Here is a 22,823-nt window from a genome sequence, read left to right on the forward strand (position 1 = left end):
CGACACACCCCACCCAACGCCACACCCCGGCCCGAGGACACCCCCGGACCGGTCACACCATACGAATCAACGACCCGCGAAGTACGGGCCTAGAGTTGGAGGCACGACGGCAGAAGGGGGACGCGGCGGTGAAGCGCTTCGAACGGCTCCAACAGATCCGACGGATGGACCCGTACCAGGACGCGTTCGAGATCTACCGGCTCACATCGGCGTACGAGTTCCCGTGGGACTTCACCCGCGCCCTGGAGCTGGCCCTGTACCGCACGTACGCCGTGCCGAGCATCGGGCGTCTGCTCGCGGAGACGGCGGAGCTCACGGACCGCCCCCAGAAGCGCTACGACGACACCGTGCTCCTGCTCGACGCCGTCGTCGAGCACGGCTTCGACAGCGAACAGGGGCGTACGGCAGTCCGGCGCATGAACAAGATGCACCGCAGTTACGACATCGGCAACGACGACATGCGGTACGTGCTGTGCACCTTCGTCGTGATGCCCAAGCGGTGGATCGACGCCTACGGGTGGCGCAGGCTGTCACGCCACGAGATCGTCGCCTGTGCCGAGTACTACCGCGCCCTGGGGCACCGCATGGGCATCAAGGACATCCCCGGGACCTACGAGGAGTTCGAGACCTGCCTCGACGCCTACGAAGAGGTCCACTTCGCCTGGGACGAGGATGCGCGACGGGTTTCGGACGCCACCCTCGCCCTGATGGCCTCCTTGTATCCGAAGCCGCTGGCGCCTGTCCTGCGCGGCGCCACGCTCGCCCTGCTCGACGAACCGCTGCTCAATGCCTTCCGGTACACCCCGTCGGCCCCCGTCATCCGCACGCTGGTGCGCGGAGCGGTACGCGCGCGTGGACGCGCGGTGCGACTGCTGCCGCCGCGCCGGGCGCCCCACCACGCGCGACAGAACCGGGAGATCAAGGGCTACCCGAACGGCTATCTGTTGGGCGAACTGGGCACCCGCCCGGTGCCCGGTGCCCGCGGCTGCCCGGTACGGCACAGGGACGGGTGAGCCACCCCGTGGCCTGCCGCCTGGGGGAAAACGATGCAGCAGACAGAGTTCGACGGCGGAGGCGGCTGTGCCCGGTGGACCGAGACACGGGGTGCGGAACCCGCGCGCGTGTACGTGCACGGGCTGGGGGCGGCCTCGACCGTCCACCACGCGCATGTGGCGGCCCGTCCGGAACTCGCCGGCCGGCGCAGCCTGTTCGTGGACCTGCCCGGCCACGGCTTCAGTGACCGCCCCGCGGACTTCGGCTGCACGCTCGAGGAGCACGCCGACGCCCTGGCGGCCGCGCTGGACCCGGCGGACGTGACCGGTGCCGAGCTGGTCGCCCACAGCATGGGTGGCTCCGTGGGCGTCGTCCTCGCCCATCGTCGGCCAGACCTGGTCGTGCGGCTCGTGCTCAGAGAGGCCAATCCTGACGCCTTCCCGCCGCCCACCGCGGGCAGCAGCGGCATCGTCGCGTACACGGAGGACGAGTTCGTCGACGGCGGGTACGCGCGTGTGCTGGACGAGATCGGGGCCGTTGTGGGCCGCGACCGTGCGGCTGGCCGACCCCCGCGCCCTGGATGGCGGCGCCGTCGGACTCAGGCGTGGATCCGACCCGGTCATGCGCGAGATCCTGACCGGACTGAAGACGGTCGAGCGCGTCTGTCCGCCGGGGGAGCTCACCGGCGAGCGCGATGGAGCCGACACCCTGGAGGCTGCGGGCGTGCGCGTGGTGACAGGGCCGGGCGCGGGCCACAACGTCATGTTCGACAACCCCGACGCGTTCGTGCGGGCGGTCGCCGGAGAGGCGTGAGCCTCAGCCCTCTCGACGAGCCTCAGCCCCCTCCCGGCGAGTCTCAGCCCACACGGACGGCCAGGGCCAGAAAGCGGGCGTCCTCGTCGACGTACGACGTCATACGCCACCCCGAACCGGCCAGCAGCGGGCGGAGATTGGACTCCGCCCGCTGGTCCTCCGGGGTGATCCGCCGCCCCTGGCGGGCCGCGAGCGCCGCCCTGCCGATCGGGTGGAACAGCGTCAGTGTGCCGCCCGGGCGCACCACGCGCGCCAGTTCCCGCAGGTTCTCCGCCGGGCGCGGCAGATGGGCGATGAGGCCCGCTGCGAAGACCGCGTCCAGCGACTCCGAGCGAAGCGGCAGCGCGGCGACGTCGGCGAGCACCAGCAGCCCGTCGCGGTCGCGTTCCGCGCGTACGGCGGCCTCCAGCATGGCCGGGGTCAGGTCGGCCCCGACGACCACTCCCGAGCGCCCCACGGCGGCACGCAGCGCCGGCAGGGCGCGTCCTGTGCCGCAGCCGGCGTCCAGCACGCGGTCCCCTTCGCGCAGACCGAGTTCGCCGACCGCGGACGCGTAGGCCGGACCGTCGTCGGGGAACCGGCTGTCCCAGTCCGCCGCGCGGGCGGCGAAGAACTCCTGAACGTGTGTGTGGTCGTCGCTCATGCTCCGCATGATCCCTCACCGGCACGGATGATGCCCCGGCGCACATGTTCGAGCGTGACCCGATCGTTCCGGCGTACTTCTGCGCCACTTTCCGACACCTTTCGAAATGCGCCCCCTTTGTGCTCCCGTGCCCCCGCTAGCGTCCCGTGGCCATGGGACACCTGGACCACGCAGCCTTCGGCTGGCTGACCCCCGTGCTGTCGTACGTGATGGCCTGCATCGGCGCGGCCCTCGGGCTGCGCTGCACCGTGCGCGCGCTCGGTGCCACCGGACGCTCGCGCCGCAACTGGCTGATCACCGCTGCCTCGGCGATCGCCACCGGCATCTGGACCATGCACTTCGTGGCCATGCTCGGCTTCGGCGTCAGCGGCACCGACATCCGCTACGACGTTCCGCTGACCGTGCTCAGCCTCCTCGTCGCCATGATCGTCGTCTGCGCCGGCGTCTTCGCCGTCGGCCACAGCCGGGAACGCACGCGCGCGTTGCTGATCGGCGGGCTCACCACCGGCCTGGGAGTGGCGAGCATGCACTACCTGGGCATGGCCGCGGTCCGGCTGCACGGCGACGTGACCTACGACCCGGTGCGCGTCGCGCTCTCCGTCCTGATCGCGGTCGTCGCGGCGACCGCCGCCCTCTGGGCCGCCCTCAACATCAAGTCGCCGATCGCGGTCACACTCGCCTCCCTCGTCATGGGAGCGGCGGTGAGCAGCATGCACTACACGGGGATGTTCGCGGTGAGCGTCCATGTCACGCCTTCCGGCGACGCGCTGCCCGGGGCCACGGCGATGCAGTTCATCTTCCCCCTCGCCGTCGGCCTCGGGTCCTACCTCTTCCTGACCTCGGCCTTCGTCGCACTGTCGCCCACCACAGGAGAGCGTGAGGCGTCCGCCTCGGCACAGCAACCGGTGGAGAGCCGCACCGGCCGACAGCAGGCCCGCACCGTCTGACCGCACCGGCGGCACGGCACATCCCCCGTACCGCTTCCGACGTACCACTTCCGAGCGAGGAGGCCATGCGTACACCCCGTAGGACCCCGACGGCAGGCGCCGACGCGCCGCCCCCCACGCGCGGGCGCCGCGCCCACGCCGGACCCCCCGCCGACGAGGGCCCGGACGAGCAGGCGGACACCTCGGCGGACGCGATACCCCCGCGCGCGGAACGCCTGCGGCTCCGGCCTCGCACCGTGCGCGCCAAGATCGTCTGTCTGCTGATGGTGCCGGTCGTCTCCCTGCTGGCACTGTGGGCGTACGCCACCGTCACCACCGCGCAGGACATCTCCCGGCTGCGCCAGTTGCAGCGCGTGGACTCCCAGGTCCGTGCGCCCGTCGCGGCCGCGGTGGCCGCCCTGCAGACCGAACGGGCGGCCGCCGTCCGGTACGCCACGCGCCCCGTCCCCGGACAGGACGGCGACCTCAGGACCCTCGCCGAACGCACGGACCGCGCGGTGGCCGAACTGCGGCTCGGCGACGACAGCACCGTCGCCGACGGCCAGGACCTGCCCACGGGAGTCGCCCAGCGGCTCGAGACATTCGTCTCCGGGGCCGAGCGCCTCCCCTCCCTGCGGACCGCGGTGCTCGACGGCAGCACCGGCTGGGAGGAGACGTACGGCCGCTACACGAGCACGATCTCGGCGGCCTTCTCGGTCGGCGGCGCCCTCTCCGGCGTCCAGGACGCCGAACTCGGCTCGGACGCGCGCGTGCTGCTCGAGTTCTCCCGCGCGGGAGAGGCACTGGCCCAGGAGGACGTCGTGCTCGCCGGCGCACGCCTGGCCGGACGCCTCGACGGTGAACGCCTGCGGCTGTTCACCGGCGCCGTCGACACGCGCCGCGCCCTGACCGAATCGGCCGTCGCGGACCTGCGTGGCCCCGAACGCACCGCCTGGCAGCGACTTGCCGCCGGCAGCGCCTACGCCGCCCTGTACGCCGCCGAGGAGAAGGCGCTCGCAGGCCGACCGGGCGCGAAGGCGATCGCGGCTGCTCCGGCGAGCACCTGGGACAAGGCCCAGGCGCGCGTGCAGAACGGGATGCGGACCATCGAGGCGGACGCCGGACACGGCGTCGCCGACCGCGCCGACCCGCTCACCCGCGGTCTGCTCACCCCGGCCGGCGCCGCGGTCCTGTTGGGCCTCGCCGCCGTCGTCGCCTCGCTCGTCATCTCCGTGCGCATCGGCCGTGGACTCGTCGTCGAACTGGTCAGCCTGCGCAACAGCGCCCTGGAGATCGCCAGGCGCAAACTCCCGGAGGCCATGCGGAAACTGCGCGCCGGGGAGGAGATCGACGTCCGTGCCGAGGCCCCGCCCGGACCCCCGTCCGAGGACGAGACCGGTCAGGTCGCCGAGGCTCTGGGCACCGTGCACCGCGCCGCGCTGCGGGCCGCCGTGGAGCGCGCCGAACTCGCCAGCGGCATCTCCGGGGTGTTCGTCAACCTCGCCCGCCGCAGCCAGATCCTCGTCCACCGCCAGTTGAGCCTCCTGGACAGCATGGAACGCCGCTCCGACGATCCGAACGAGCTGAGCGACCTCTTCCGGCTCGACCACCTCACCACGCGCATGCGACGCCACGCGGAGAGCCTGATCATCCTCTCCGGGGCGGCGCCCGGCCGGGCCTGGCGCATGCCGGTCTCCCTCACCAACGTGATCCGAGCGGCCGTCTCCGAGGTCGAGGACTACGCGCGCGTGGAGGTACGACAGCTCCCGGAGGCAGGCGTCATCGGCACCGCCGTCGCCGACCTCACCCACCTGCTCGCCGAACTCGTCGAGAACGCCGCCCAGTTCTCACCCCCGCACACGCGTGTGCGGGTCACCGGCGAACCCGTCGGCAACGGATACGCCGTCGAGGTCGAGGACCGAGGCCTCGGCATGGGCAAGGAGACCCTCACCGAGGCCAACCGGCGCATCGCGCAGTCCGAGGCCCTCGACCTGTTCGACAGCGACCGGCTCGGCCTGTTCGTGGTCAGCAGGCTCGCCGCCCGCCACGGCGTCAAGGTGCACCTGCGGACCTCGCCCTACGGCGGCACCACGGCAGTCGTCCTGCTGCCGACGGCCCTGCTGCACAACGGAAAGCCGGAACGTTCCGCCCGTGAGGCGGCGGAGATCCGGCAGCAGTCCTCGGAACGCGAGTACGCGCGCGTGCCCGCAGCCGACCACAACGCCGACGGCCGCACCGCCAAGAGCCGCACCGCCGCCGACCGGAACGCCCGCGACCGGAACGCCCCCGACGGATACGCCTCCGACCGGCACCAGGAGGCCGTCCCCGCCGCCGCCGACCGCCCCGCGCTGGTGGCCCCCGTCCGGGCCGCCGCGGAACGGGTGGCGGCCGACCCCCCGCCTCCCGGAGTGACCGCCTTGCGCCTGCACCGCCCCCCGGACGACTCCGAAGGATCGGACGACCTTCCGCGCCGGGTACGACAGGCCAGTCTCGCCCCTCAGCTGCGCCGCCGCCCCTCCGAGGAGCCGGCCAAGGCGAGCTCCCCGCGCGGGGACGAAGGGCGTACCCCCGAGGTCGTACGAGACCGGATGGCCGCCTACCGGGACGGCTGGGCCCGGGGCGGCGGCAGGCAGTCCGGCCGCCGAGCCACCCCGGATCCCGCACCGGGCAGTGAGAGCAGTGAAGGAGACCCCGCATGATCCAGGACCCGAGCACGAGGTCGGCCCAGCGGTCCGGCGAACTCGACTGGCTGCTGGACGACTTGGTGATGCGCGTGAGCGAGGTGCGGCACGCCGTGGTGCTGTCCAACGACGGCCTCGCCGTCGGCGCGTCGGGCGACCTCAGACGGGAGGACGCCGAACACCTCGCCGCCGTCGCCTCCGGCTTCCACAGCCTCGCCAAGGGCGCGGGCCGGCACTTCGGCGTCGGCGGCGTGCGCCAGACCATGGTGGAGATGGACGACGGCTTCCTCTTCGTGGCCGCAGCGGGCGACGGCTCCTGCCTGGCCGTCCTCACCGCGGTGACGGCCGACATCGGCCTGGTCGCCTACGAGATGGCGCGCCTGGTCAAGCGGGTCGGAGAGCACCTCTACACGCCGACCCGCCTCGCCGCGCGGCCGCCCGTCACCGGATGAGGCAAGAGAGCGACCCGCGCAGATGACCGAGGACACGACCGGCGCCCCGCCCGAGCTGGGCAGCCAGTGGTACGACAGCGAGGCCGGACCGCTGGTCCGCCCCTACGCCATGACGGGCGGACGCACGAAACCCGGTCCCACCGGAGTGCGCTTCGACCTGATCGCCCTGGTCACCCTGGACCCGGGCGCGCCCGGCACGGACGGCATGGCCATCGGGCCGGAGCACCGCACCCTCATCGACCTGTGTCGCCCGGAGACGCAGTCCGTCGCCGAACTCTCGGCGGGCTCGGACCTTCCCGTGGGCGTGGTCAGGGTGCTCCTCGGAGACCTGCTGGAACTCGGCTGCGTCACCGTCAGCCGTCCGGTCCCGCCCGCGCAGTTGCCCGACGAACGGATTCTGCGCGAGGTCATCGAGGGGCTGCGAGCGCTGTAGATGAACGTTCAGACCCGACTTGTGCATGCCTTCTGCCGTTGCCGACACGACCGAGAGAAGTGATCCATGGTCTCCGAGCACTCCGACGCCACGGGCGGCGAGACGGCGCCCCTCGCGTTGAAGATTCTGGTCGCCGGCGGGTTCGGCGTGGGCAAGACCACCATGGTGGGCGCGGTCAGCGAGATCAAGCCGCTGCGCACCGAGGAACTGCTCAGTGAGGCCGGGCAGTTGGTGGACGACACCGACGGCGTGGACCAGAAGGTCACGACGACCGTCGCCATGGACTTCGGCCGCATCACCATCCGCTCCGGCCTCTCCCTCTACCTGTTCGGAACCCCCGGCCAGGACCGCTTCTGGTTCCTCTGGGACGAGTTGTCACAGGGGGCCCTGGGAGCGGTGGTCCTGGCCGACACCAGGCGACTGGAGGACTGCTTTCCCGCGGTGGACTACTTCGAGCACCGCCACATTCCGTTCGTGGTGGCGGTCAACTGCTTCGCGGGCACGCGGACATACGGCGCCCAGGACGTCTCGCGCGCCCTCGACCTCGACGGAGGCACCCCCGTCGTCCTGTGCGACGCCCGTGATCGCGATTCGGGGAAGGAGGTGCTGATCCGGCTGGTCGAGTACGCCGGGCGGATGCACACCGCCCGGCTGCTCGACTCCGTGGGCTGACGTCGCCGCCGGCCCGCTCCGGTCATCCTCCACGCCATGCCGCCGTCCTCCTTGCTCCGGCGGCAGGGACTGGGGAAGGCTGGTGGTCAGATTCTCCGGCGAGGTGGAGGATCACACGGGGACACGTCACACGGGGAGTGGGACATGGCGCAGAACCAGGGGCTGGGCTGGCTGTTGGACGATCTGACCGAGCGCGTCGACCATGTGCGGCACGCGCTCGTCCTGTCCAACGACGGGCTGGTGGCGGGCGCGAGCACAGGACTGCGCAGGGAGGACGCGGAGCACCTCGCCGCCGTGTCGTCCGGACTGCACAGCCTGGCCAAGGGATCCGGCCGTCACTTCAGCGCGGGCCGAGTGCGCCAGACGATGATCGAGTTCGACGACGCGGTGCTCTTCGTCACCGCCGCGGGCACCGGCAGCTGTCTGTGCGTGCTCAGCGGAGCCGAGGCCGACATGGGCCAGATCGCCTACGAGATGACCCTGCTCGTCAACCGGGTCGGCGAGCACCTCACCGTGGACCCCCGGCTACCCGAGCGTGCGCCGCTGACAGACCTCTGACCAGCGTTTTTCTTCTTCCCCGTGGAGTTATCCACAGGCTCGCCACGAGATCGGCGATTCCGGCTACGGTTTTTTCCGAGGCCACCGCGGACAGCGCGGGCCTGTTTCGCTCCACTTCACTCCACGGGGGAGATCGATCATGTCCGGCAACACCGTCACACCACCACACGCTGTTTCCTGCACGCCGAGCCGAGCGGCGCGGGAACTGGATCTGAAGCGAAGCGAGTTCGACCTCGCCGTGCATCTCGGACGCATCAGGACAGTGCCCGACGAAGGCGGAGGAGGCCGCAGGGTGGTCCGGGCGGAGATCGACCGACTGCGTTCGGAACCCGGCTTCCCCGAGACACTGCGCGAGAGCGTGCTGGCCGTGGGCACCGGCGAGGGCGCCGCCATCCTGGAGGTGCCCCCCACCCGGTTCACCCGCCTCGCCCGGCTGGGGCTGGTGGTCCCCGTCAAGTTCTACCTCAACCGGTACCGGGCCGTCGTCTGGCTGTATCTCGCCGACGAACTACGGCAGTTCGCCTCCGACAAGACCAACGCGTTCCTGCTCACCGGCCGGACACCCGAGGTGTTGCGCAGCCAACTGGCCGCGGGCGTCGACCTGCGGTCGAGGAATTGGCGGGGCCGCCACCTGGGCTTCCTGCTCCGCCAGGCCGACGGCCCCTGGCAGCACGCCGGAGCTCTGGCCGGGTTCCTCGACCCGCTCCAGGTCGCGGAGATCGTCAAGGACCCCTACGAGCGCGCCCACCTGAACAGGTTCCGGCCGGGACCGCCGGCCCACGGCGCTCCCGGAACACCGGCCGCGCACCTCGTCGAGAAGATCATGACGGCGGACGACCCCGACGAGATCGCCTGGCTCCGGTCCGACCTGGCGAACACCCTGGACGAGGCCCGCGCCGACCAGCCCGCACCGCGCCCCGCACGGAAACCGGCCGTGTCGGGTCCCGCGCCGAATCCCGTCCCACCGCACAAGCCGAAGCAGCCGAAGCAGCCGGAGACGCCCGACGCGCCCGACGTGCCGGTCGCACCCGAAGAGCCGGACCGGCCGACGCGCGGTCTGCTGAGCTGGCTACGCCGTCGGAACGCGTGACCCACAGGATCTACATCTAGAGCGCCCGGAACAGCCCCTCCTGGACGACCGACACCAGCAGACGTCCCTCGAGGTCGTAGATGCGCCCGCGGGCCAGACCGCGTCCTCCGGTGGCGATCGGCGACTCCTGGTCGTACAGGAACCACTCGTCCGTGCGGAACGGCCGATGGAACCACATGGCGTGGTCCAGGGAAGCCATGTCGAAGTTCCGCGGCCCCCACAAGGGCTCGACCGGCAGGCGGACGGCGTCCAGGAGGGTCATGTCACTGGCGTACGTGAGCGCGCAGGTGTGGACGAGCGGGTCGTCGCCGAGCGGCCCGACCGCGCGCATCCACACGGCGCTGCGCGGCTCGGCTTCCTTGACGTCCGCGGCGCTCCAGCGCAGCCGGTCCGCGTACCGGATGTCGAAGGGCTGACGGCGCGCCATGCGCTCCAACTGCTCCGGCAACGCGCCCAGATGCTCCCGGATCTCCTCCGCCACCGTCGGCAGGGACTCCGGGTCCGGGACCTCGCGGGCCGGCGGCAGCTGGTGCTCGAAAGGACCTACCTCAGGCTTGTGAAAGGAGGCGGTGAGATTGAAGATCGTGCGCCCCTGCTGCACGGCGGTGACCCGGCGGGTCGTGAACGACCGCCCGTCCCGCACCCGTTCGACCTGGTACACGATCGGCACACCCGGCCGGCCCGGGCGAAGGAAGTACGCGTGCAGCGAGTGCACAGGCCGGTCGCCGTCGGTGGTCCGGCCCGCCGCGACCAGCGCCTGGCCCGCCACCTGGCCGCCGAAGACCCGCTGGAGGGACTCCTGCGGGCTGCGGCCCCGGAAGATGTTGACCTCGATCTGCTCCAGGTCGAGCAGGTCGACGAGCCTCTCAGCCGGATTCGTCATCGGTGCGCTTCTCCTGTGCCTGCTTCGCCGTCTGTTCCTGTGCTGTCGCTTCCCGCGTTTCCTGCGCTCACAACTGGCCGACGGACGTGACGCGGACGACCGCGCGGCTCTCGGCGTCGGAGGCCGTGAGGTCGACCTCCGCACTGATGCCCCAGTCGTGGTCGTCGTTCGGGTCGTCGAAGATCTGACGGACGCGCCACAGCGCGTTCTGCGGCTCCTCCTGGATGACGAGCAGCTTGGGTCCCCGGGCGTCCGGGCCGGTACCGAGGTCGTCGTACTCGTCCCAGTACTTGTCCATCGCCTCGCCCCACGCGTCGGCGTCCCAACCGGCCTCGGCGTCCATCTCGCCGAGTTGGTCGACATGGTCGAGTGCGGCGAGCTCGACACGGCGGAACATCGCGTTGCGGACCAGGACCCGGAAGGCCCGCGCGTTGGCCGTGACCGGCTTGACCTCGTCGGCCTTCTCCTGCGCCTCCTCGGCCGTCATCTCCTCCGGGTTGGCGAGCTGCTCCCACTCGTCCAGCAGGCTCGAGTCCACCTGCCGCACCATCTCGCCCAGCCACTGGACGAGATCCTGGAGATCCTCCGACTTGAGGTCGTCCGGGACGGTGTGGTCGAGGGCCTTGTAGGCGCTGGCGAGGTAGCGCAGCACGATGCCTTCGGTGCGCGCCAGTTCGTAGTGCGAGACCAGCTCGGTGAAGGACATCGCCCGCTCGTACATGTCGCGGATGACGGACTTCGGCGACAGCGGATGGTCACCGACCCACGGGTGGCTCTTGCGGTACGTGTTGTATGCGTGGAAGAGCAGCTCCTCCAAAGGCTTCGGGTACGAGACGTCCTGGAGGCGCTCCATGCGCTCCTCGTACTCGACGCCGTCCGCCTTCATCACGGCCACCGCCTCGCCGCGTGCCTTGTTCTGCTGCGCGGCCAGGATCTGGCGCGGATCGTCCAGCGTGGACTCCACGACGGAGACCATGTCGAGAGCGTAGGAGGGCGACTCCGGGTCCAGCAGCTCGAACGCGGCCAGCGCGAAGGTGGACAGCGGCTGGTTCAGTGCGAAGTCCTGCTGAAGGTCCACGGTGAGGCGGACGATGCGGCCCGTGGGGTCCGGCTCGTCGAGCTTTTCGATGATGCCGCCGTCCAGCAGCGAGCGGTAGATCGCGATCGCTCGCCGGATGTGCCGCAGCTGCTGCTTGCGCGGCTCGTGGTTGTCCTCCAGCAGGTGCCGCATCGCCTCGAAGGCGTTTCCGGGGCGGGCGATCACCGACAGCAGCATCGTGTGCGTCACGCGGAAGCGGGAGGTCAGCGGCTCCGGCTCGGACTCGATGAGCTTGTCGAAGGTGTTCTCCGTCCAGCCCACGAAGCCTTCCGGCGCCTTCTTGCGCACCACCTTGCGGCGCTTCTTCGGGTCGTCGCCCGCTTTGGAGAGGGCCTTCTCGTTCTCGATGACGTGCTCGGGCGCCTGCGCGACCACCAGGCCCGCCGTGTCGAAGCCGGCCCGGCCGGCCCGGCCCGCGATCTGGTGGAACTCACGGGCCCGCAGGGTCCGCACCCGGTTGCCGTCGTACTTGGTCAGCGCCGTGAACAGCACCGTGCGGATCGGCACGTTGACGCCGACGCCGAGCGTGTCCGTACCGCAGATCACCTTCAACAGCCCGGCCTGGGCGAGCTTCTCCACGAGGCGCCGGTACTTGGGCAGCATGCCGGCGTGGTGGACGCCGATGCCGTGTCGCACGTAACGCGAGAGGTTCTGGCCGAACTTCGTGGTGAAGCGGAAGTTGCCGATCAGGTCGGCGATGCGCTCCTTCTCCTCGCGCGAGCACATGTTGATGCTCATCAGCGCCTGCGCCCGCTCCACCGCCTGCGCCTGGGTGAAGTGCACGATGTAGACGGGCGCCTGCCTCGTGTCCAGCAGGTCGGTGAGCGTCTCCGTCATCGGGGTGTACCGGTACTCGTAGGACAGCGGCACGGGCCGGGTCGCCGAGCGGACCACCGCCGTGGGCCGGCCGGTGCGCCGGGTGAGGTCCTTCTCGAAGAAGGACACGTCGCCGAGCGTCGCCGACATCAGCACGAACTGCGCCTGCGGCAGCTCAAGGATGGGGATCTGCCACGCCCAGCCGCGGTCGCCCTCCGCGTAGAAGTGGAACTCGTCCATGACGACCTGGCCGACGTCCGCGTGCTTGCCGTCGCGCAACGCGATCGACGCGAGCACCTCGGCGGTGCAGCAGATGACGGGGGCGTCGGAGTTCACGGACGCGTCGCCGGTCAGCATGCCCACGTTCTCCGTGCCGAAGATCTTGCACAGCTCGAAGAACTTCTCCGACACCAGGGCCTTGATCGGAGCGGTGTAGAAGGTGACCTCGTCACGGGCGAGAGCCGCCAGGTGCGCGGCCGCCGCGATCATGCTCTTGCCGGACCCGGTGGGAGTCGACACGATCACGTTCGCGCCGGAGACCACCTCGATCAGCGCCTCCTCCTGGTGGGGGTAGAGCGTCAGACCGCGCTCCTGCGCCCAGGACTCGAAGGCTTCGTACAGGGCGTCGGGATCTGCGGTCGGAGGCAGCTGATCGATGAGGGTCACGACCCCATCTTGCCTGCCCTCGCCCTTGATGGGGGAATCGGCTGCCTGGCCGAAGATCACGGCCGCTACGCTGTGTCGCCGACGGAGCGTCATCGCACCCGGTCAACTGGACAGCGGCACACGAGGAATAGGGCGGGCAACGGCCATGATGGGACCAGCACACTCACTGTCGGGGGCCGCCGCCTGGCTCGGCGTCGGTGCGGCGGCCGCCGCAGCGGGGCACGGGATGCCCTGGCCGGTTCTCCTCGTCGGCGCGCTGATCTGCGCCGGGGCCGCGCTCGCCCCGGATCTCGACCACAAGGCGGCCACCATCTCCCGGGCCTTCGGCCCGCTCTCGCGCTGGATGTGCGAGATCGTCGACAAGCTCTCCTACGCCGTCTACAAGGCTACGAAGAAGCAGGGCGACCCGCGCCGCTCCGGGGGGCACCGCACGCTCACCCACACCTGGCTGTGGGCGGTCATGATCGGCGCCGGCACCTCGGCGCTGGCGATCACCGGTGGCCGCTGGGCGGTGCTCGTGATCCTCTTCGTGCACATGGTGCTGGCCATCGAGGGCCTGCTGTGGCGGGCGGCCCGGGGTTCCAGCAGCGACGTGCTCGTCTGGCTGCTCGCCGCGACCAGCGCGTGGATCCTCGCCGGCGTCCTGGACAAGGCCGGCAACGGCTCGGACTGGCTGTTCACCCAGCCCGGCCAGGAGTACCTGTGGCTGGGGCTGCCGGTGGTGCTGGGCGCCCTGGTGCACGACATCGGGGACTCGCTGACCGTCTCGGGCTGCCCGGTCCTGTGGCCCATCCCGATCGGACGCAAGCGCTGGTACCCGATCGGTCCGCCCAAGGCGATGCGGTTCCGGGCGGGCAGCTGGGTCGAGCTCAAGGTGCTGATGCCCGTGTTCATGGTGCTCGGGGGAGTGGGCGGGGCGGCCGCCCTCAACTACATCTGACGGTCGGCGCGCATCGCGCCGATTCAGGTCGTGTTCCCGCCGTCGCCGTAGCACCGCTCGAAGCGGGCGACGCGGCCCTCCGTGTCCACGGTGCGCGCCTTGCCCGTGTAGAAGGGGTGGCTCTCCGAGGAGATCTCCACGTCCACGACCGGGTAGGTCTCGCCGTCGTCCCACTCGATGGTCCGGTCGCTCGTCGCGGTGGACCGGGTCAGGAAGGCGTAGCCGGCGGTGCGGTCACGGAAGACGACCGGGTGGTAGTCGGGCTGCTTGTCCTGCTGTATGAGCGCTCCTCGTGCGGTGGAGGTGGTGGCGACGGGCCGGGAGTGGTCGGGTCAGGAGTGGGCGGGTCGGCCACCGGTGGGTCAACCGGACAGGGCGTCCTCGTCGACGATGTGCATCGCGGCCTCCTCGGCGGAGGCGGCCGCGCCGTCGATACCCACGTCCGTGGCGATCAGCGCGCTCTCCTCGTCCTCGTGGACGCCCTCGTCAGGCGCCACGAGCCGGCCGGAGCGAGCGGCCCCGACCTCGTTGTCGAGGAGCTCCCCGTCGGTGCCGTCGCAGTCGCCGATGCCGTCGCCGTCGGGCACGTCGAGGTCCGGGACCTCCTCGGCGAGCCGCTGGTCCAGGCTCTCGCCCTGTCGGCGCTCCGCGGCGGTCACACCGGCGTGTTCCACGGCCCAGGGGCGGTCCGGTGGGGACCAGCCGCGGTCGAGGGGGTCCCCGACGCCGTCGTCGTCCAGCGTGTCCTCCGCGTCGAGCAGTCCCGTGTCCTCCTGGATGTCGGACGAGTCGGGCTGGTAGACGTCGTCTCCCCATCCGTCGGCGCTGTTCACGGCTACCTCCAGTGGGTGACCGGCCGGTTCTCCCCGCGGTCGGCGGTGGCGTACCGCCGCACGGGGCACCGGCCGGGCGCGGCGTGTTCCGGATGGATTCCGACGGTCTCCCGCGCGGGTGCCGCTTTCCAGCGTTCCACCCCGCTTCGGTACCGCGCAACGCCAGAGGACGTACGGAGTCCGGCCGGGGCCGCCTCGCTCGGGGCGTCGGCGCTGCGACCTGCGGCTGCCGACATCGCCCCTTGCCTCGCCCCGGGCAGGCGCACCCGTGGTAGCTCCGGCACCGGGCGCGACACGTGCACCGGTACGGGTAGCGGTCGTGGCACCGGCACCGGCACCGGCACCGCCACCGGCACAGGTACCTGTGCCCGCACGCCTCTCACCGGCGCCGGCTCCCCGCGACCGCCCCTTCGTTCCTCACCCGTGCCAGGACCGCCACAGCGCCGCGTACGCCCCGTCCGCCGCGACGAGCTCGGCGTGGCTGCCCAGCTCGCTGATGCGGCCGTTCTCGACGACGGCGATGACGTCTGCGTCATGGGCGGTGTGCAGACGGTGCGCGATCGCGACCACGGTGCGGCCGTCCAGGACACGGGCGAGGGACCGCTCGAGGTGGCGCGCGGCGCGCGGGTCGAGCAGCGAGGTCGCCTCGTCCAGGACCAGCGTGTGCGGGTCGGCCAGCACCAGCCGGGCCAGCGCGATCTGCTGGGCCTGGGCCGGTGTGAGCGTCACACCGCCGGAGCCGACCTCGGTGTCGAGGCCGTCGTGGAGCGCCTGCGCCCAGGCCTCCGCGTCTACCGCGCCCAGGGCCGCCCACAGCTCGGCGTCCTGCGCACCCGTGCGGGCGAGCCGGAGGTTGTCCCGCAGGGAGCCGACGAAGACGTGGTGCTCCTGGTTGACGAGCGCCACATGGGAGCGGACCCGTTCGGCGGTCATCCGCGACAGCTCGGCACCGCCGAGGGTGATCCGGCCGTCGCGGGGCGCGTAGATCCCGGCGAGCAGCCGGCCCAGCGTGGACTTGCCCGCGCCGGAGGGGCCGACCAGGGCCAGCCGGGTCCCGGGGGAGACCTCGAGGGACACCTTGCGCAGCACGTCGACGCCCTCGCGGTAGCCGAAGTGGACCTGGTCGGCGAGCACGTCCCGCCCGTCCGGCGTCAGCCCGGACTCCCCGCTGTCCGGCTCGATGTCGCGCACTCCGACGAGCCGGGCCAGCGACACCTGGGCCACCTGGAGCTCGTCGTACCAGCGCAGGATGAGGTTCACGGGGTCGACGAGCATCTGCGCCAGGAGCGCGCCCGTCGTCAGCTGACCGACCCCGATCCAACCCTGGAGCACGAACGCCCCGCCGAGCATGAGGACGGAACCGAGCACCGTGACGTGCACCATGTTGATCACCGGGAAGAGCACCGAGCGCAGCCACAGCGTGTAGCGCTCCCAGGCGGTCCACTGCTGGATGCGCTGCTCCGAGATCGCGATGCGGCGCTCGCCCAGACGGTGGGCCTCGACGGTGCGGCCGGCGTCCACGGTCTCGGCGAGGGCGGCGGCCACGGCGGCGTAGCCGGCGGCCTCCGAGCGGTAGCCGGCCGGCGCCCGCTTGAAGTACCACCGGCACCCGACCGCCAGCAGCGGCACCGCGACCAGCACGGCCGGCGCCAGCGGCGGCGCCGTGACGACGAGCCCGCCGAGCAGCAGCACGGCCCACATCACGCCGATCGTCAGCTGGGGCACGGCCTCCCGCATCGCGTTGGCCAGTCGGTCGATGTCCGTGGTGATGCGGGACAGCAGATCGCCCGTCCCGGCCCGTTCCAGCACGCCCGGCGGCAGCCGCACCGACCGTACGAGGAAGTCCTCGCGCAGGTCGGCCAGCATCCGTTCGCCGAGCATCGCGCCGCGCAGCCGCACCTGCCGTACGAAGGCGGCCTGGACGACCAGGGCGACGACGAACACCGTGGCGGTGAGCTCGAGATGGAGCTCGCGTGCTCCGTCCGACAGCCGTTCCACGAGGTCGCCGAGCAGCCAGGGGCCCACCATGGAGGCGACCGTGGCGATCGTGTTGACGAGGAGGAGGAGCAGGAACGCGCGGCGATGTCGGCGCAGGAGTTCGGCCACGTAGGCGCGTACGGTCGCGGGGGCGCCGACGGGCAGGGTGTTCGCCGTCTTCGGTGCCGCCGGGTCGTAGGCGGGTGGCGCCACGCCGATCATGCCGTCTCCTCGATCTCTTCGCGTTCGATCTCTTCCAGTCGCTGCTCTTTCAGGTCCTTCAACACACCGCTCAGAGAACGCTCTTCGGCCTCCTCCTCGGTCTCCCTGGTCACCACGGCCCGGTATCGGGGCTCGGAGTGCAGGAGTTCGCGGTGCGCGCCGACCGCCACGGCCTCGCCCTCGTGCACGAGCACGACCCGGTCGGCCCGGTCCAGCAGCAGCGGGGACGAGGTGAACACGACCGTCGTGCGCCCGTCGCGTAGTTCACGCAGTCCCTCGGCGATCCGTGCCTCGGTGTGCGAGTCGACGGCCGAGGTGGGCTCGTCCAGCACGAGGACCTCGGGGTCCGTGTACAGGGAGCGGGCCAGCGCGAGCCGTTGCCGCTGGCCGCCGGAGAGGGACCGGCCGCGCTCGGTGATGCGGGCGTCCATCGGGTCGTCGGCGTCCAACGAGCCCTGGACGAGTGCATCGAGGACGTCCCCGCACTGGGCGGCGGCCAGGGCCGCATCCGCGTCGACCGCACCCGAGGCGGGCACGTCGAGCAGATCGCGCAGGGAACCGGAGAGCAGCACCGGGTCCTTGTCCTGGACGAGGACCGCCGTGCGGGCTGAGTCCAGCGGCAGTTCGTCCAGCGGGACGCCGCCGAGCAGGACCGACGGGCTGTCCTCCGGAGGGTGTCCGCCCAGCCGTTCCGCCAGCCGTCCGGCCGCGTCCGGGTCGCCGCACACCACGGCGGTGAGCCGGGCGGCCGGCGCGAGCAGGCCGGTGGCGGGGTCGTACAGGTCGCCCGACGGAGCGTCGGCCGCGCGCGATCCGCCGATGTCGGTGACGCGCTCCAGGGACAGCACGCCGGCGGCCCGTTTGGCCGAGGGGCGGGAGAAGGAGTAGGCCATCGCGATCTCCTCGAAGTGCCTGAGGGGATAGGTCAGGACCATCACGGAGCTGTAGACCGTGACCAGTTCGCCCACGGTGATGCGGCCCTCGCGGGCCAGGTGGACGCCGTAGCAGACGACCACGATCAGCAGCAGGCCGGGCAGCAGCACCTGGATGGCGCTGATCAGGGACCACATGCGCGCGCTGCGCACGGCCGCGTGCCGGACCTCCTGCGAGGCGCTGCGGTAGCGGTCGAGGAACAGTTCCTCGCCGCCGATGCCGCGCAGCACCCGCAGGCCGGCCACGGTGTCGGAGGCGAGTTCGGTGGCGCGTCCGGCCTTCTCGCGCTGGACGTCGGCCCGTCGCGTCGCCCGCGGCAGCAGAGGCAGCACCGACAGCGCGAGGGCGGGCAGGCCCAGGGCGACCACGATGCCGAGCGCCGGCTGGTAGACGACCAGGCCCACGCAGACCAGCACGATCGTGAGGGCCGCGGCGGTGAAGCGGGACACGGCCTCCACGAACCAGCCGATCTTCTCCACGTCGCCGGTGGAGACGGCCACGACCTCGCCGGCCGCGACCCGCCGGGTCAGCGCGGAGCCGAGCTGTGAGGCCTTGCGGGCGAGCAGTTGCTGGACCCGGGCGGCAGCGGTGATCCAGTTGGTGATGGCGGCCCGGTGCAGGAAGGTGTCCCCGATCGCGGTGGCGACGCCGCACAGGGCCATCACGCCACCGGTGAGGGCGAGCCGGGTACCGGAGCGGTCCACCACGGCCTCGATGGCGAACCCGACGCAGAACGGCTGCGCGGAGACGGCGACGAAGTGCAGCAGCCCCCAGGCCAGGGCCTTGAGCTGGCCGCCCAACTGGTTGCGGCCGAGCCACCACAGGAAGCGGCGCCCTGAGCGTGCGTCCGGCACACCCGGGTCGGGATACGGAAGGTCTTGGATCTGCATGACGTCCCAGTGGCTCGAGTCAGGGGAGGGGGAAAGGTGGAGGGAGGGGGGAAGGGAACGACGGCGGGAGGGGCGCGGCAACAAACCGTGCAAGGTTCGCTTCGCACGGTGGTCAAAATCAACCGGTTTTCCGTGGCGGCGACCTGATCCGGAAGCCGTCCGACGCGACCTGGATGTCCGTATCCTGGCGTAATCATCCGGAAAGTGGTGCGAGCATGGTCCGATGCGAGACGGCGATGTGCGGCGCGCGGCAGTCGCCGTGGTGGCCTGCGGCCTCCTGCTCGCGGTCCTGGCCGCGTGCGGTGCCGCGGGCGGCGGACGCGGGCGGGACGGCGCCACGGGGGCGGGTGCCGAGGGCGGCAGCACTGCGCCGAGAGCGGCCGGGGCGACCCGCGTCCCCGGGGTCGCAGACCGGTTGCAGCGGCGGATTCCCGCTGCTTCGCGCCAGGTCGTGGCGGTGTACGGCGACGGAAAGGACTCCGCGGACGCCACCGTCGTGCTCTATGCCAGGCGTGGCGCGGTCTGGGAGCGGGTCCGCGGCTGGCGTGGGCACAACGGCAAGAAGGGCTGGACCGCAGAGCACCGCGCCGGCGACAACCGCAGCCCGGTCGGCGTGTTCACCCTCACCGACGCGGGAGGCGTCCTGGCCGACCCCGGGGCCAGGCTGCCTTACACGCGGTCCGCCGACTTCGGAGCGCCACGCTGGTGGGCGCGATCGCACTGGCACGACTTCGACTACGTCATCGCCATCGACTACAACCGGGTCAAGGGCACCCCGCCCGACGACCCCACGCGGCCCGAGGGCGAGGAGAAGGGCGGCGGAATCTGGCTGCACATGGACCACGGCAGCGGCACATCGGCCTGCGTCAGCCTGTCCAGGACGGCGATGGAGTACCTGCTGCGCACGCTCGATCCGGCTCGGCGTCCGGTGGTGGTCATGGGGGACAGGGCCGCGCTGAAGGCCTAGCGCTGCTGACGGAGGCGTCATTGCGGGGAAGGGGCGACTCCCCGTAGAACACCGGCCATGAGAAGTCGGATCATCATGTCCATGCTCACCGGAGCGATCCTCCTGGCGGGCACCGTCCTCGGCGGCGGCTCGGCGCAGGCGGCCACTTCCGGTTCCGCCTCCACCGTCGCCCCCGCCACCGCCTTTGTCCCCGCCGAATTCGGCACCGACTGGCACGATCCGGTGACCGCGGCCCCGCCCGTGGAGCGGCCTTCGGGGAAGTCCTGCGAAGTGACCGTCGCCGAGGCGCAGTTCCGGGACTTCACCCCCTACCGGGGCACCTACACCCCGCCGGACGGCTGCGGCGACCGCTGGAGCAAGGTGGTGCTGCGGCTCGACGGCAAGGTCAAGGGGCGGCAGTTCGACCGGCTCGGCTATCTGCACGTCGGCGGAGTCGAGATCTTCCGCACCTCGACGCCGGAGCCGTCGCCCGACGGCATCGAGTGGTCCGTCGAGAAGGACGTCACGCGTTACACCGACACCTTCCGCCGCGGCCAGGACGTCGAGATGCTCATCGGGAATGTCGTCGACGACACGTACACGGGCGTGCTCGACGTCAAGGTCACCTTGACGTTCTATGCCGGGAATCCGGTCGGGAGTCCCGTCGGGAAACCGGTCGCGACCCCGGTCGCGATCCCGGACCGTGTGCTCGCCCTCGGCGCCGACGACACCCTCACCACCCCCCGCAACAGCGAGCGCATCCTCGCCGAGGTGTACGCCACCGGCTCGGGCGGCGGCTGCGAGGAGTACTGGTACCTCAGCGTGCCCGACTCCGCTCCGTACTCCTGCCGGGCCGACGACGGCCCCTACCGCGAGGTGCAGATCAAGGTCGACGGGCAACTCGCCGGCATCGCGGCGCCGTTCCCGAACGTCTGGACCGGCGGCTGGTCCAACCCGTTCCTCTGGTACGTCGTCCCGGGCCCGCGCGCCTTCGACGTCAAGCCGATCGAATACGACCTGACCCCCTTCGCCGGGATCCTCAACGACGGCCGCCCACACCGGATCGAGGTCTCCGTGGTGGGCGTCCCCGAGGGGCAGAGCGGCTGGAGCGCCCCCGTGAACGTCCTCGTCTGGCAGGACGCCCACCGCGCCCGGGTCACCGGGAAGCTCACCCGCCTCGAAGCCGGCGAACTCGCCAACTCCTCGACGTACACGCCCGGCACGGAACACCGTGTCGACACCGAGGGCGGGCACCGACTGGCCGTCGCCGGGTATGTCGACACCTCGCACGGCAGGGTGACGACCGCCGTCACCCGCACCCTGGCCACGACCTCGGCACACCGCTGGACCGACGGCGAGAACACGGACGGCCTCGACGCCCGCTGGACCGACGACGAGACGGTCGTCGTCGACGGCCGCGCCACCCGGGTCGACCGCGTCTACACGATGAACGGGACCACGACCGTCGGCCGGGACGACCGGCTGCGCACCGTCCTGACCCTCGGCGACCGGGCCGACTCCGTGACGACCCGGAACGGCATGCGGACGTCCTGGTCGAGGCTCGACGACACCTACACGGGGGACGCCACCTTCACCGTCAACGTGCCCCGGGACCAGCGTCATGCCGTCGGCACGACCGGTGAGCGCTACCGGCTGTACGGCTCGGACGGCTGCCACGACCGCCGGCTGACCACGGTTCATGGGGTGCTGACCGAGGATCGCAGCGGCTGCTGAGCCCGGTACGCGTGCGATGCGTCACTCCACGGGGGGATTTACACGGCGGAAACGCGGAGGTCTTGTATGCGATCAAAGACGCCTTCAAAGTGATCGCCACGGAAGCCGCTTTCCGTATCGCAGAAGTCACGTCCCCGGTTTCTGTGTTCCACCGTCCCCCCAAGGAGTGCCCGTGCCGCCGTCCGCCCCGTCCCCGTCGCGACGCGTCGCACGCATACTGCGTACCTCACTCTTCGCGCAGGTCGCCTGCGCGCTCGTCCTCGGCATCCTGGTGGGAAAGCTGTGGCCCGACGTGGCCACCGACCTCCAGCCGCTCGGCGACGGCTTCACCCGGCTCATCAAGACGATCATCTCGCCGCTGGTGTTCTGCGTGGTCGTCGTCGGCATCGCCAAGGCCGGTGACCTGAAGGCCTTCGGCCGGATCGGGCTCAAGGCCCTGATCTGGTTCGAGGTCGCGAGCACGCTCGCCCTGCTCATCGGGCTCCTCGCCGCCAACATCGTCCAGCCCGGCTCCGGGATGAACGTCGACCCGTCCACGCTCGACACCTCGGCGGTCGACGCGAAGACGGGCGGCGGTTCGCTGCCCACGACGACCGAGTTCATCGTCAACGCGCTGCCCACCAGTTTCGTCGGCGCCTTCGCGGAGAACTCCCTGCTCCAGGTGCTCATCCTGGCCTGCCTGGTGGGCGCCGCGCTCCTGCATCTCGGCCACACCAAGGTGCCGAAGGTGCTGCCGGCCATCGAGCAGGCCCAGGAGATCATCTTCGCGATCGTCGGCTTCGTCATGCGGCTGGCGCCGATCGCGGTGTTCGGCGCGATGGCCGTCCTGATCGGCAACTACGGCCTCGGCGTGATCGAGACCTACGGCAAGCTGATCGCCCTGTGCTACGCGGCCGCGGCCCTGTTCGTCGCGCTGCTCGGCGTCGCCCTGCGGCTGGTCACCGGGCTGAGCCTGTGGAAGTTCCTGCGCTACATCCGCGAGGAGATGCTGCTCGCGCTCGGCACGGCCTCCACGGAGTCCGTCATGCCGCGCGTGATGCTGAAGCTGCGCAAGGCCGGCGCCCGTGACGACGCCGTGGGCCTGGTGCTGCCCACGGGCTACTCCTTCAACCTCGACGGCGCCTCGCTCTACCTGTCCATCGGCACCCTGTTCATCGCCCAGGCCGTGGGCGTGGATCTCAGCCTCGGCCAGCAGGTCACCGTGATCCTGGTGCTCATGCTCACCAGCAAGGGCATGGCCGGCATCCCCGGCTCGGCCTTCCTGGCCCTGTCCGCGACCGCCTCCTCGCTGGGGGCCATCCCGGCCGGCGCGGTGGCCCTGCTGCTGGGCGTGGACCGGATCATGGACTCGATGCGCGTCGTCACCAACCTCCTCGGCAACTGCGTCGCGGTCTTCGCCGTCTCCCGCTGGGAGGGCGCGCTGGACCTGGAGCGGGCCAGGAAGGTCCTGGACGGCGAGGCCGTCGCCGACCTGGAGGAGGAAACGGACGGGGAAGCGGAGGTGGCGCCGGCGGGCGCCGAGGAGCCTGCCCGGACCCCGGCCGCGGTTCCTGCCCAGCTCACCAAGGAGTCCGCCGGCGAGAGCAGTTGACGGACGCCATCGGCGATACGGTCGCGGCCGCC

The 22,823-nt window shown here is 71.4% G+C and carries 19 protein-coding genes and 1 pseudogene; 13 read left to right on the forward strand and 7 right to left on the reverse strand.

Translation table 11 applies throughout. The annotated features are described in order from the left end of the window. Positions 1 to 128 precede the first annotated feature (128 nt). Complete coding sequence (locus AB0J04_RS39110) at positions 129 to 1,013, forward strand: oxygenase MpaB family protein (RefSeq protein WP_363173410.1); 885 nt, start codon at positions 129 to 131, stop codon at positions 1,011 to 1,013. A gap of 33 nt (positions 1,014 to 1,046) precedes the next feature. Next, a pseudogene (locus AB0J04_RS39115) lies at positions 1,047 to 1,806 on the forward strand (alpha/beta hydrolase). A gap of 43 nt (positions 1,807 to 1,849) precedes the next feature. On the opposite strand, the gene AB0J04_RS39120 reads toward AB0J04_RS39115, so the two are convergent. Further along, positions 1,850 to 2,449, reverse strand: coding sequence for a class I SAM-dependent methyltransferase (locus AB0J04_RS39120; protein WP_363173411.1), 600 nt, complete (start codon positions 2,447 to 2,449; stop codon positions 1,850 to 1,852). 152 nt (positions 2,450 to 2,601) lie between these two features. On the opposite strand from AB0J04_RS39120, the gene AB0J04_RS39125 reads away from it, so the two are divergent. The 7 genes from AB0J04_RS39125 (at position 2,602) to AB0J04_RS39155 (ending at position 9,261) form a co-directional block, all read left to right on the forward strand. Further along, on the forward strand, positions 2,602 to 3,396 hold the full coding sequence (locus AB0J04_RS39125; protein ID WP_363173412.1) for an MHYT domain-containing protein: 795 nt from the start codon (positions 2,602 to 2,604) through the stop codon (positions 3,394 to 3,396). A gap of 65 nt (positions 3,397 to 3,461) precedes the next feature. Further along, a complete protein-coding gene (locus AB0J04_RS39130; RefSeq protein ID WP_363173413.1) occupies positions 3,462 to 6,074 on the forward strand; it encodes a nitrate- and nitrite sensing domain-containing protein in 2,613 nt (870 codons plus the stop codon). Then, on the forward strand, positions 6,071 to 6,508 hold the full coding sequence (locus AB0J04_RS39135) for a roadblock/LC7 domain-containing protein (RefSeq protein WP_363173414.1): 438 nt from the start codon (positions 6,071 to 6,073) through the stop codon (positions 6,506 to 6,508). The genes AB0J04_RS39130 and AB0J04_RS39135 overlap by 4 nt, the downstream gene beginning before the upstream one ends. Positions 6,509 to 6,530: 22 nt before the next feature. Beyond that, entirely contained in the window at positions 6,531 to 6,941 is a 411-nt protein-coding gene (locus AB0J04_RS39140; protein ID WP_363173415.1) for a DUF742 domain-containing protein, read from the forward strand. A 66-nt stretch (positions 6,942 to 7,007) separates the two neighbouring features. Then, positions 7,008 to 7,613, forward strand: coding sequence for an ATP/GTP-binding protein (locus AB0J04_RS39145; protein WP_319673060.1), 606 nt, complete (start codon positions 7,008 to 7,010; stop codon positions 7,611 to 7,613). A 144-nt stretch (positions 7,614 to 7,757) separates the two neighbouring features. Further along, positions 7,758 to 8,171, forward strand: a complete 414-nt coding sequence (locus AB0J04_RS39150; protein WP_363173417.1) for a roadblock/LC7 domain-containing protein — start codon at positions 7,758 to 7,760, stop codon at positions 8,169 to 8,171. Between the two features lie 139 nt (positions 8,172 to 8,310). Further along, positions 8,311 to 9,261, forward strand: a complete 951-nt coding sequence (locus tag AB0J04_RS39155; protein ID WP_363173418.1) for a DUF6397 family protein — start codon at positions 8,311 to 8,313, stop codon at positions 9,259 to 9,261. A gap of 16 nt (positions 9,262 to 9,277) precedes the next feature. On the opposite strand, the gene AB0J04_RS39160 is transcribed toward AB0J04_RS39155, so the two are convergent. Beyond that, positions 9,278 to 10,144: an acyl-CoA thioesterase II gene (locus AB0J04_RS39160; RefSeq protein ID WP_363173419.1), complete on the reverse strand. Its 867-nt coding sequence runs from the start codon at positions 10,142 to 10,144 to the stop codon at positions 9,278 to 9,280. A 67-nt stretch (positions 10,145 to 10,211) separates the two neighbouring features. Further along, complete coding sequence (locus AB0J04_RS39165) at positions 10,212 to 12,725, reverse strand: DUF3516 domain-containing protein (protein ID WP_363173420.1); 2,514 nt, start codon at positions 12,723 to 12,725, stop codon at positions 10,212 to 10,214. Positions 12,726 to 12,870: 145 nt separating this feature from the next. Between AB0J04_RS39165 and AB0J04_RS39170 the strand changes: the two genes are divergently transcribed. Next, positions 12,871 to 13,665: a metal-dependent hydrolase gene (locus AB0J04_RS39170; RefSeq protein ID WP_363173421.1), complete on the forward strand. Its 795-nt coding sequence runs from the start codon at positions 12,871 to 12,873 to the stop codon at positions 13,663 to 13,665. A gap of 23 nt (positions 13,666 to 13,688) precedes the next feature. Here the strand turns inward: AB0J04_RS39170 and AB0J04_RS39175 are convergent, their stop codons facing one another. The 4 genes from AB0J04_RS39175 to AB0J04_RS39190 form a co-directional block, all read right to left on the reverse strand. Further along, entirely contained in the window at positions 13,689 to 13,946 is a 258-nt protein-coding gene (locus AB0J04_RS39175; RefSeq protein WP_363173430.1) for a type B 50S ribosomal protein L31, read from the reverse strand. A gap of 81 nt (positions 13,947 to 14,027) precedes the next feature. After that, on the reverse strand, positions 14,028 to 14,498 hold the full coding sequence (locus AB0J04_RS39180) for a DUF5709 domain-containing protein (protein WP_363173422.1): 471 nt from the start codon (positions 14,496 to 14,498) through the stop codon (positions 14,028 to 14,030). Positions 14,499 to 14,915: 417 nt separating this feature from the next. Then, on the reverse strand, positions 14,916 to 16,697 hold the full coding sequence (locus AB0J04_RS39185; RefSeq protein WP_363173423.1) for an ABC transporter ATP-binding protein: 1,782 nt from the start codon (positions 16,695 to 16,697) through the stop codon (positions 14,916 to 14,918). After that, a complete protein-coding gene (locus tag AB0J04_RS39190; RefSeq protein WP_363173424.1) occupies positions 16,694 to 18,520 on the reverse strand; it encodes an ABC transporter ATP-binding protein in 1,827 nt (608 codons plus the stop codon). The genes AB0J04_RS39185 and AB0J04_RS39190 overlap by 4 nt, the downstream gene beginning before the upstream one ends. A gap of 223 nt (positions 18,521 to 18,743) precedes the next feature. Between AB0J04_RS39190 and AB0J04_RS39195 the strand changes: the two genes are divergently transcribed. From AB0J04_RS39195 to AB0J04_RS39205, 3 genes are all read left to right on the forward strand, one after another. Next, positions 18,744 to 19,487 carry a L,D-transpeptidase family protein gene (locus AB0J04_RS39195; protein ID WP_363173425.1) on the forward strand — a complete coding sequence of 248 codons (744 nt, stop codon included), beginning with the start codon at positions 18,744 to 18,746 and terminating at the stop codon, positions 19,485 to 19,487. Between the two features lie 57 nt (positions 19,488 to 19,544). Continuing rightward, complete coding sequence (locus AB0J04_RS39200; RefSeq protein ID WP_363173427.1) at positions 19,545 to 21,200, forward strand: peptide-N4-asparagine amidase; 1,656 nt, start codon at positions 19,545 to 19,547, stop codon at positions 21,198 to 21,200. Between the two features lie 172 nt (positions 21,201 to 21,372). After that, positions 21,373 to 22,791 (forward strand): cation:dicarboxylase symporter family transporter, encoded by a 1,419-nt coding sequence (locus tag AB0J04_RS39205; protein ID WP_363173428.1) that lies wholly within the window; start codon positions 21,373 to 21,375, stop codon positions 22,789 to 22,791. The last annotated feature ends 32 nt before the right edge of the window (positions 22,792 to 22,823 follow it).

Origin of the sequence: Streptomyces sp. NPDC050263 (genome assembly GCF_040655955.1) — a bacterium.
GTDB lineage: Bacteria > Actinomycetota > Actinomycetes > Streptomycetales > Streptomycetaceae > Streptomyces.